The organism is Aminobacter sp. J41, from assembly GCF_000526635.1.
Classification (GTDB): Bacteria; Pseudomonadota; Alphaproteobacteria; order Rhizobiales; family Rhizobiaceae; genus Aerobium.
The window spans coordinates 223,794-233,693 of the sequence record NZ_JAGL01000004.1 but is presented as its reverse complement, the minus strand read 5'-3'; the positions used below and the strand labels follow the sequence as shown (position 1 = coordinate 233,693).

Here is a 9,900-nt window from a genome sequence, read left to right as displayed (position 1 = left end):
ACGCCGCTTCCCGGAGCAACGGACCTGAAGCCCGGCTCCGCCACGCGGCCGTTCTTCGGCGTCCAGCCGCAGCTGGTCGACAATGACGGCAATGTTCTCGAAGGTGCCGCCGACGGCAATCTGTGCATCACCGCCTCATGGCCGGGACAGATGCGCACCGTCTATGGCGACCATGAGCGCTTCATCCAGACCTACTTCTCGACCTATCAGGGCAAGTACTTTACCGGCGACGGCTGCCGCCGCGACGAGGACGGCTATTACTGGATCACCGGCCGCGTCGATGACGTCATCAACGTCTCGGGCCACCGCATGGGCACGGCGGAAGTCGAATCCGCGCTCGTCTCCCACGAAAAGGTCTCCGAGGCAGCCGTGGTCGGCTATCCGCACCCGATCAAGGGCCAGGGCATCTATTGCTACGTGACGCTGATGGCGGGCGAGGAGGGCTCGGACGAACTGCGCAAGGAGCTGGTCGCGCATGTGCGCAAGGAGATCGGCCCGATTGCCTCGCCTGACCTCATCCAGTTCTCGCCCGGCCTGCCGAAGACGCGTTCGGGCAAGATCATGCGCCGCATTCTGCGCAAGATCGCCGAGGACGATTTCGAGTCGCTCGGCGACACCTCAACGCTTGCCGACCCCGCCGTCGTCACCGACCTGATCGAAAACCGGCAGAACAAAAGGGCGTGAGGCGAAAGCCCCCGCCGGACCATCAAAGCAACACAGCGCCGCGCATCACCCGCGCGGCGCTGCGCATTTGGCGAGGCCGTGCAGCAAGGCTATGCCATTACCAGACCGTCACCGCGATGCAGATCCACCGTTCGGGCCTGGATCCTCGGGTCGAGCCCGAGGATGACGATTGAATTGACGAGGAAGAACTCTGCGATGGCGCTGGTGCCTGCCAGAAGCGTTTCAGCCGCCAGGCCTTTTTGACCTAACGATTACGTCCCCACCTCGTCATCCTCGGGCTCGACCCGAGGATCCAGGCCGGAACGCTGCCAACAAACCAGCGGTGAAGAACGAGCTCCGTCCTTCAACACCCCATCCGCTCTCGGATCCGATCAACCTGTTCCTTGGAACGACAGACGTTCTCGCAAGGAATGCCATCGCCATCCCCATCAGCACGGCTGTAGCCGCTGCACCAGAGGATCACGGCCTCCTCGCAGCTGCGGACCGCCTTGCAGCTGCGCGCCTGCGCCATCAGGACGTAGTTCATGGCGGGTGAGGGCCGCGACATCGGGATTTCCTGAGGGGCGGAAGTCGCAGCAAAAGCCTCCGGGCCAGCGAAATTTGGCGCCAGCGCGAATGGCACCGCCAGAAAGATGAGCGCGCCTAATCCCCGATTTTTCATGCCCCTGCCCTTGCTCCCATCGGCAGCTTAGTCGCCGCCGGGATGAGACTTCAACCTTCTTCCCTTGCAATCCGGACCAAAGGACCCCACACTTTCCTTCGTGTTCAACGAAACGAAAGGAGGTGATCCGATGTCGAGTGGTTTCAACCGTAGCGTGGCCCCGGCGGATCGCCCTTTCGGGAAGCAGTCTTCCTGACAGGCGCGTGACGCGCGGTTGGTGGGAATCCACCCCACGGGCCGCACCACGGAAGAAAACGCGAAGGGCCGGCAGAGATGCCGGCCCTTTTCCTTTCCGGAAAGAACTCACTTCGTGAGCGCCAGGCGCTCGATGTTGCCCGCGATCGCCTTGAAGGTGGAAATCAGCTCCTGCCCGGTCGAGGCAAGATAGTAGTGCTTGACGCCGCCGGTGTCGGGCGAAGCGCAGTTGGACATCACCGCCTTGGCGGAAGACTGATCCAGCTTGAAGCCGACGGTGAAAATTTCGACTCCCGCCTTCTTCATCTCGGTGCAGAATTTTTCGGCGTAGTTGCGCGCCTTGAAGGCCTGGTTGCGCACCTCCTGGCCGTAGGGCACGTCGGCATGCGCGGTGTTGAATTCGCCGTCCGTCATCAGGATGGCATACTTGGCGTACTTCTTGTCGCCGTAGGGATGCGGCTGGGCCGAGGCAGACAACACACCGGACCACTTTGGTGACAGCAGATACCAGCCCCACTGGATGCCAACCTGGCCGGCAGTGTAGCCGTCGGCATTGAACGAATCGATCCGGGCTTTCAGCGCATTGGCATCGGCCGTCAGCGGCATTAGCGCCGCGGAGGGACAGAACTTGATTCGGTAATCGCGATTCACCCGCTGCACCTCAGGGCCTGCGTCAGTGAACTGGTTGGTCCCCTCGCGCTCTGTGCTGCACAGCGGTCCCGAATAGCTGGCAAGCGTCACTTTCGGCGCCTCGACTGGCGAGTCGCGGTCGGTCTCGACGTAGACCGTGTTCGACAGCGGCCCGGCATTCACCGAATCCGCATAGGGCACGATCGCGATGCGAACACGATCATTGCCGTGGAGGTTGCCACCTAGCAGCTGGTCGACGGCAGCCTTTGCCGCGGTTTTGAGATCCTTGAGCTTGTTCCCAGCCATCGAGCCGGTGATGTCGAGCACCATGGCAACGTCGATGTGGCGGTCGGAATAGATCGCGCTCGCCTCGGTGGTGATCCGCTGCTTATTGGCCGTGCCGAATACCGCGAAGGCAACATCGATCTCTACGCTCGCTTGCGCGGTAATCGTGCCGACGGTGCGGTCGATGACGAGGTTATCGAGTTGGACGCGTCCTTCCTCAGCGTAGGCGCGCAGGCCATTGGCGACGAGAAACGCCTCGACCACCTGTGGCGCATCCTTTTCCGCGATCGCTCCGGTGGTGAGGTCGCGCGCGGTCGAAGTCACCGCCGCATCGAGCGCCGCCACCAGGTTGGATCTCGTCAGGGCGATCTGCGCAACATTAACGCCATATCCGGCACCGAGCAGCAGCACCGGCATGGTCAGGCCGGCCATCATCGCGAAATTTCCGCGGCGGTCGCGCCACAACCTTCGTGCTGCGGCAGAAATTCTCGCAAGTCCAAGCATGTTTGCCTCCAGCGAGAATGACGAAACTTATTCGTCATCCAGCTGGCGAATAGAATATCTACTCGCCCGCGTGGCAAATCTGGGGACTTGCTATGAAGCAACTGTTAACAGCGCGGGCCGGACAGACATATTGGTTGAGGATAGGTGAACTCAATGAATAGTTTTACAGCTATTCACACGTTCTTCCTCGTGAAGTGAACTCGGTCGCGTCAGAAATCGCAGGCGACGCCCTTGATTTCCCAGTCGCCATAACGGGCCGGATCCTTGCCGCCGCGCCCGCCGATTTCCTTCGGCAGCTTGCCCTCGCGCTTCTGCATTTCCCGGCGCCGTTCCTCGGCTTCCGCGAGCGCGCGCAGGGCTGCAGGGGGAAGTTCACGAACTGGCTTTTCGGTCTGAGCTTCTTCGTTCTCGTGCATGGCCAAACATTGAATTTGTCGGGGATTCCACCCATCATATAGACAGTTAGCGTGGCGGGATCGACCCCGGCAACCGCTTGGGTACACTTATCGGAGACAGTCTGGATGAACGTCATCCGCACGGCAATGCTGCTGGCCCTGATGACGGCGCTCTTCATGGGCGTTGGCTACCTCATTGGCGGTGAAGGCGGCATGATGATCGCGTTCCTGATCGCTGCCGGCATGAACCTTTTCAGCTACTGGAATGCTGACAAGATGGTGCTGCGCATGCACAACGCGGTCGAGGTCGACGAGCGTAACGCCCCTGAATTCTACGGCATCGTCAAGGCGCTGGCCGAGCGCGCCGGCCTGCCGATGCCGCGCGTTTACCTGATCGACAACGCCCAGCCGAACGCCTTTGCGACCGGCCGCAACCCGCAGAACGCTGCGGTTGCCGCAACGACGGGGCTTCTTCAGCGCCTGTCCCGCGAGGAAGTCGCAGGCGTGATGGCGCACGAGCTCGCACACGTTCAGAACCGCGACACGCTGACCATGACGATCACGGCTACGCTTGCCGGCGCGATCTCGATGCTCGGCAACTTCGCCTTCTTCATGGGCGGCTCGAACCGCGAAAACAACAACCCGCTTGGTGCCATTGGCGTGCTCGTCGCCGTCATCGTTGCGCCGCTCGCGGCGATGATCGTGCAGATGGCGATCAGCCGCACGCGCGAATACGCTGCCGACCGGCGCGGCGCGGAAATCTGCGGCCAGCCGCTATGGCTTGCCTCGGCGCTGGAGAAGATCGCCACTGCCGCGCACGCGATCCGCAACGACGCGGCGGAGCACAACCCCGCCACCGCACACATGTTCATCATCAACCCGCTGTCGGGCGAGAAGATGGACAACCTGTTTTCGACCCACCCGGACACCGGCAACCGCATCGCGGCCCTGCGCAAGATGGCGCAGGAGTTCGGCACCGGCGGCGGCGCACCAACGCGGCGGGCAGATTCCGGCCCGGCCGCAGCCCCGCGCGGCGAAGCCCCCTCGCCGCAGGCCGGCCCCTGGGGTGCACGGCCCCAGGCTGAGCAGCCGCGTCCGAACAATCCGCAAACAAATCCATGGGGACGCAATCCCTCGGGTCCCTGGAGATAACGATCATGACTGACGGCGTTCGCCGCTCGCGCGGCGGCGCGAAGAAGACCTCCCCGAAACCAGCCGCAGACGCGCCGGGCCTTGCTGCCCGGCGTACTGCTGCACGGCTTCTGGCGGCGGTCGTCGACGCAAAGACTTCCCTCGATGGCCTGACAGACAACGATCACGGCCATCCGCAATTCCTCGCGCTCGATATGCGCGACCGGGCGCTGGTGCGTGCGATCCTGACGACGGCGCTGCGCTACCGCCTGACGATCGAGGCATTGATCGTGGCGCGGCTTGAGCGTCCGCTGCCGGCCAACGCCCGATCGCTGTCGCATATTCTGCATGTCGCGGCCGCGCAGATGCTGTTCCTCGACGTGCCGGATTCCGCCGCTGTCGACCTTGCCGTCACCCACGCGAAATCCGATCCACGCACCGCGCGCTTTGCCGCTCTCGTCAACGGCGTGCTGCGCGAGATGGCTCGGCGCAAGGATCGTGCGCTTCCAGCGGTCCTTGCAAAGACCGTCGATACCCCCGGCTGGTTCTTTGAGCGCCTCGTTGCCGCCTATGGTGAGGAGGTCGCGAAGGCCATTGCGGCAGCTCACCGCACCGAAGCGCCGATCGACCTCACGGTGAAATCGGATGCGGCCGGCTGGGCCGAAAAGCTCGGCGGCATAGTCCTGCCCACTGGCGGCGTTCGACTCGAATCGCTCGAGGGTTCCGTCACTCAGCTTCCCGGCTTCGCCGAAGGCGAGTGGTGGGTGCAGGATGCGGCTGCTTCCATCCCGGCGCAGATGCTGGGCGATAATTCCGGCCAGCGCGTCGCCGATCTTTGCGCGGCTCCCGGCGGCAAGACGGCACAGCTTGCACAGGCGGGTGCCCGTGTCACCGCACTTGAGCTTTCGCCCAACCGGGCAAAACGCCTTAAATCCAATCTCGAACGCCTGAAGCTCGACGCAGAAGTGATCGTCACCGACCTCTTTGCCTACGAGCCGGAGGAAAAGTTCGATGCTGTGCTGCTCGACGCGCCCTGCTCTTCCACCGGAACGGTGCGGCGTCATCCTGACGTGCTCTGGACCAAGGGCCCTGAGGACATCGAAAAGCTCGCCAGGCTGCAGGCCCGGATGCTCGAGAAGGCGCTGACGCTGGTAAAGCCCGGCGGGCGGATCGTCTTTTCCAACTGCTCGCTTGATCCGCAGGAAGGCGAACAGCTTTATCGCGATTTCCTCGCCGCACATCCGGAGGTCGAGCCCGACCTGGTAACGGTGGGTGAACTGGCATTCGCCGGACCCTTCTTGACGGAGCATGGCGCGCTTCGTACCACCCCCGCAGGCCTCGATCTCGGGGCTCCTGCACGGTCCGGTCTCGACGGCTTCTACGCCGCCCGGATGCGGCTTAGATAGGCCGGAATCCCGGCATTTTCGCCTTCGCAGGAATCAATCGCTCATCTAAGCTGCGCTCGCCGATCCTTTGGCGGGGTGCGGCGATTCGGAGGATGTCCGCTTTGACGCTCTTCAGGGGCAGCTCCCCGCAGATCTGGGGATTTGTAGCCTCGACCTTGTGGCGCAGACTGCGTGGCCGTCTGCGTGTAGGACCTGTTTATCGCTGGCGCTTCACGGGACGCACCCCGGAGCGGGTCCTGATCGCGCCCCCTGATTTACGTCTCGCCGACCCCCAGATCGCCATGGAAATCTACCATGGCCGCTTTCCTTTCGCCGGCCGCCTGGTCGACACCCACGGCCAGTCTCCGTTCACGATCAACGTCAACGACAGCGCCTGGAACTCAGCGCTGCACGGCTTCCGCTGGCTGCGCCACATGCGCGCCGCAGAGACCGACCTTGCCGCCGCCAATGCGCGTGCGCTGGTGCGCGACTGGATCAACGTGCATGGCCGCAAGATCAACGGCGTTGCGTGGATGCCAGCAATCACCGCGCGGCGCATCATCGCCTGGCTGCAGCACTCCGCCGTCGTGCTGCAGGGCGCCGACTATCCGTTCTACCGCCTGTTCCTGAAGTCGCTGGCGATTCAGATACGCTACCTGCGCGCCGTCGCGCAGGAAATGTCGCCGGGCGAAGAGAAGCTGCGCGCCCGCATCGCGCTTGCCTTCGCTGCGCTGTCGCTGCCGACGCCGCCCTCAACGCTTCGTGCGGCCTCGCGCCAGCTCGCCATCGAGCTCGACGCGCAGATCCTGCCGGACGGCGGGCACGTATCCCGCAATCCGGAAGCCGTGCTCGAGCTGCTCGCCGACCTTTTGCCGCTGCGCCAGACCTATTTCAACCAAGCGGAGCATCCGCCGGAAGCATTGATCGGCGCGGTGGAGCGGATGCTGCCGGCCCTGCGTTTCTTCCGCCACCGCGACGGCACGCTCGCGCGCTTCAACGGCATGGGCGCGACCAGCCACGACCGCATCGCCTCGATCCTGCATCATGATGACACGGCCGGCGCGCCGCTGCTGCATGCGCCCCATTCCGGCTACGAGCGGCTGGTGATGGGCAACACAACGGTGATCGCCGACACGGGCGTCGCTCCGCCGCCGGAGCTTTCGCACTGCGCGCAGGCTGGCTGCCTGTCGTTCGAGATGTCGTCAGGACGCAGCCACTTCATCGTCAATTGCGGCGTCGACACCTATGGCGCCGATGACTTCCGGCCGCTGGCGCGTTCAACTGCAGCGCACTCGGCGCTGACGCTCAACGACACTTCCTCCGCCCGCTTCATCCTCGGCAAGGAGCTTGCGCGCATCGTCGGCGCGCCCCTGATCGACGGGCCAAGGCACGTCCACTGCCAGCGCCTCGATTCCGAAGGCATCCAAGGCTTTGTCGCGCGCCACGACGGCTACGCCGCCCGCTTTGGGCTCTACCACGAGCGTGAGCTTGCTTTGTCGGCGAACGGCGACGTGCTCGAAGGCATTGACCGGGTGAACCGCAAGGACGGCGAGGTGGCAAAGGCCAACGGCCGCGACCGCGTCACGGCGCGGTTTCACCTCCATCCGGACGTGCAGCTGTTCGAGAACGGCCGCGGCCATTTCGTGCTTCAGGGCGCGGAAGAGAGCTGGGAGTTTTCCTGCGAGGAACTCGCGCCACAGGCCGAGGAATCGCTGTTCTTCGCCGGTCTCGGCGGCCCACGCCGTAGCCATCAGATCGTGCTCACCTACGCGGCCTCCGACCATCCGGAGATTCACTGGCGGCTGAAGAGGCTGTAGGTGCGAGGCGCGACGGACCCCGCGCCCGACGGGCTGGTGGTATGCGTCACGGGAGCAGATTGGTGAGGCGCCAATCACAACGTGATGGGAAGCGCCAGTGGAGTCATCCTGCAGCGCCTCGCGCCGTCGTTCATCGATCTGAGACACTCCCGCCCCCTTCCCTACAAGGGGGAGGGTCAGGGTGGGGGTGAAGACCTCCCTCGCCGCCTCGATTCATTCCCTTCCTCCACCTCCCGCAGCGCTGACGGCGTTTTCAAAACTGGCCGGCTGTGGTAGGCCCCCGCCAACCCCTCCCCGCTTCCAACCAGCCGGAGCCACAACCATGGCCGTCGTCTCGAAGAAAATCCCTGCTCCCGATCTTGTCCCGCTGCGCCGCGCGCTTCTGTCGGTGTCCGACAAGACCGGCCTGATCGACCTCGCAAAGGCGCTGCACGATCGCAGCGTCGAGCTGATCTCGACCGGCGGCACCTCGAAGGCGATCGCCGCAGCCGGCATTCCGGTCAGGGACGTTTCCGACATCACCGGCTTCCCGGAAATCATGGACGGCCGCGTCAAGACGCTGCATCCGTCGGTGCATGGCGGCCTGCTCGCAATCCGTGACGACGAAGAGCATCGCGCCGCGATGGAAGCGCACAATATCGGCGCCATCGACCTTGCCGTCATCAACCTCTACCCGTTCGAGGAAGTGCGCGCCGCTGGCGGTGACTATGCCTCGGTGGTCGAGAACATCGACATCGGCGGCCCGGCCATGGTCCGCGCCTCGGCCAAGAACCACGCCTACGTCGCCATCGTCACCGACCCGGCCGACTACACGCGCCTGATCGAGACCCTCGCCGCCAACGACGGTGCAACGCCGTACCGCTTCCGCCAGGAGCTGGCCGCCAAGGCCTATGCCCGCACGGCAGCTTATGACGCGGCGATCTCCGGCTGGTTTGCCGATGCGCTGGAAATCGAGTCGCCCACCTGGCGCGCCTTCGGCGGCAAGCTGGAAAATGTGATGCGCTATGGCGAGAACCCGCACCAGAAGGCGGGCTTCTACGTCAATGGCGACAAGCGCCCGGGCGTCGCCACCGCGCGCCAGCTGCAGGGCAAGCAGCTCTCCTACAACAACGTCAACGACACCGACGCGGCCTTCGAGCTCGTCGCCGAGTTCGACCCGAAGCGCACCGCGGCGGTCGCCATCATCAAGCACGCCAATCCGTGCGGCGTTGCCGAGGGCGAGACGCTGAAGGACGCCTACCTGCGTGCGCTTGCCTGCGACCCGGTCTCGGCTTTCGGTGGCATCGTCGCGCTCAACCGCCTGCTCGACGCCGAAGCGGCCGAGGAAATCGTCAAGACCTTCACCGAGGTGATCATCGCGCCGGAAGCTTCGCCCGAGGCGGTCGAGATCGTCGCTGCCAAGAAGAACCTGCGCCTGCTCGTCACCGATGGCCTGCCTGACCCCCGCGCTGCCGGCATGATCGTCAAGTCGGTCGCTGGCGGCCTGCTGGTGCAGTCGCGGGACAATGCCGTGGTCGATGACCTCGACCTCAAGGTGGTCACGAAGCGCGCGCCCTCGGACAAGGAAATGGCCGACCTGCGCTTTGCCTTCCGCGTTGCCAAGCACGTTAAGTCGAACGCCATTGTCTACGCGAAGAACCTTTCGACCGTTGGCATCGGCGCCGGCCAGATGAGCCGCGTCGACTCCTCACGCATCGCCGCCCGCAAGGCGCTCGACGCGACCGAGGCTGCGGGCCTGACGGAATCGCTCGCCAAGGGTTCGGTGGTTGCGTCGGACGCGTTCTTCCCGTTCGCCGACGGCCTGCTCGCCGCGGTCGAGGCAGGCGCGACGGCCGTGATCCAGCCCGGCGGCTCGATGCGTGACGACGAGGTGATCGCCGCTGCCGACGAGCACGGCATCGCCATGGTCTTCACCGGCACGCGCCACTTCCGCCACTAAGCGCGGATTGGATTGGTCTGGGGCGCCGGCGTCCGGCAGCCCCCTCCACCATGCTTCGCATGGTCCCCCTCCCCCACAAGTGGGGGAGGATCCGAGGGGCAGAGGCCATCACATTCTCCTGCGCCATCTCCTGATCTTTCAGCGTCAGCACCGTTCGATTGTTCAAGATCGGTTCCGGCTGTCGTTCCCTTTTCCCCCGGCACGACCCGGATCCTCCCCCATTCATGGGGGAGGGGGACCGCCGAAGGCGGTGGAGGGGGCGTGACCAGGCGCC

7 protein-coding genes and 1 pseudogene are annotated in these 9,900 nt (G+C 64.5%); 5 read left to right on the top strand and 3 right to left on the bottom strand.

The genetic code is table 11. The features are described 5' to 3' along the window. Positions 1 to 684, top strand: a pseudogene (locus tag L630_RS0105315) (AMP-binding protein); the annotation flags it as partial. Positions 685 to 1,027: 343 nt separating this feature from the next. Here the strand turns inward: L630_RS0105315 and L630_RS22770 are convergent. From L630_RS22770 to L630_RS0105300, 3 genes are all read right to left on the bottom strand, one after another. Further along, positions 1,028 to 1,345, bottom strand: coding sequence for an excalibur calcium-binding domain-containing protein (locus tag L630_RS22770; protein ID WP_024847242.1), 318 nt, complete (start codon positions 1,343 to 1,345; stop codon positions 1,028 to 1,030). Between the two features lie 303 nt (positions 1,346 to 1,648). Then, the gene (locus tag L630_RS0105305; RefSeq protein WP_084465766.1) at positions 1,649 to 2,959 is read right to left on the bottom strand and encodes a TadE/TadG family type IV pilus assembly protein; all 1,311 of its coding nucleotides are present in this window, start codon (positions 2,957 to 2,959) and stop codon (positions 1,649 to 1,651) included. 209 nt (positions 2,960 to 3,168) lie between these two features. Further along, complete coding sequence (locus L630_RS0105300; protein ID WP_024847240.1) at positions 3,169 to 3,375, bottom strand: DUF1674 domain-containing protein; 207 nt, start codon at positions 3,373 to 3,375, stop codon at positions 3,169 to 3,171. A 105-nt stretch (positions 3,376 to 3,480) separates the two neighbouring features. Between L630_RS0105300 and htpX the strand changes: the two genes are divergently transcribed. From htpX to purH, 4 genes are all read left to right on the top strand, one after another. Further along, positions 3,481 to 4,506, top strand: a complete 1,026-nt coding sequence (htpX, locus tag L630_RS0105295) for a zinc metalloprotease HtpX (protein ID WP_024847239.1) — start codon at positions 3,481 to 3,483, stop codon at positions 4,504 to 4,506. A gap of 5 nt (positions 4,507 to 4,511) precedes the next feature. Next, positions 4,512 to 5,891: an RsmB/NOP family class I SAM-dependent RNA methyltransferase gene (locus tag L630_RS0105290; protein WP_144706385.1), complete on the top strand. Its 1,380-nt coding sequence runs from the start codon at positions 4,512 to 4,514 to the stop codon at positions 5,889 to 5,891. A 101-nt stretch (positions 5,892 to 5,992) separates the two neighbouring features. After that, positions 5,993 to 7,687: a heparinase II/III family protein gene (locus L630_RS21025; RefSeq protein ID WP_245263659.1), complete on the top strand. Its 1,695-nt coding sequence runs from the start codon at positions 5,993 to 5,995 to the stop codon at positions 7,685 to 7,687. 322 nt (positions 7,688 to 8,009) lie between these two features. After that, complete coding sequence (gene purH / locus L630_RS0105280) at positions 8,010 to 9,626, top strand: bifunctional phosphoribosylaminoimidazolecarboxamide formyltransferase/IMP cyclohydrolase (RefSeq protein WP_024847237.1); 1,617 nt, start codon at positions 8,010 to 8,012, stop codon at positions 9,624 to 9,626. Positions 9,627 to 9,900 lie beyond the last annotated feature (274 nt).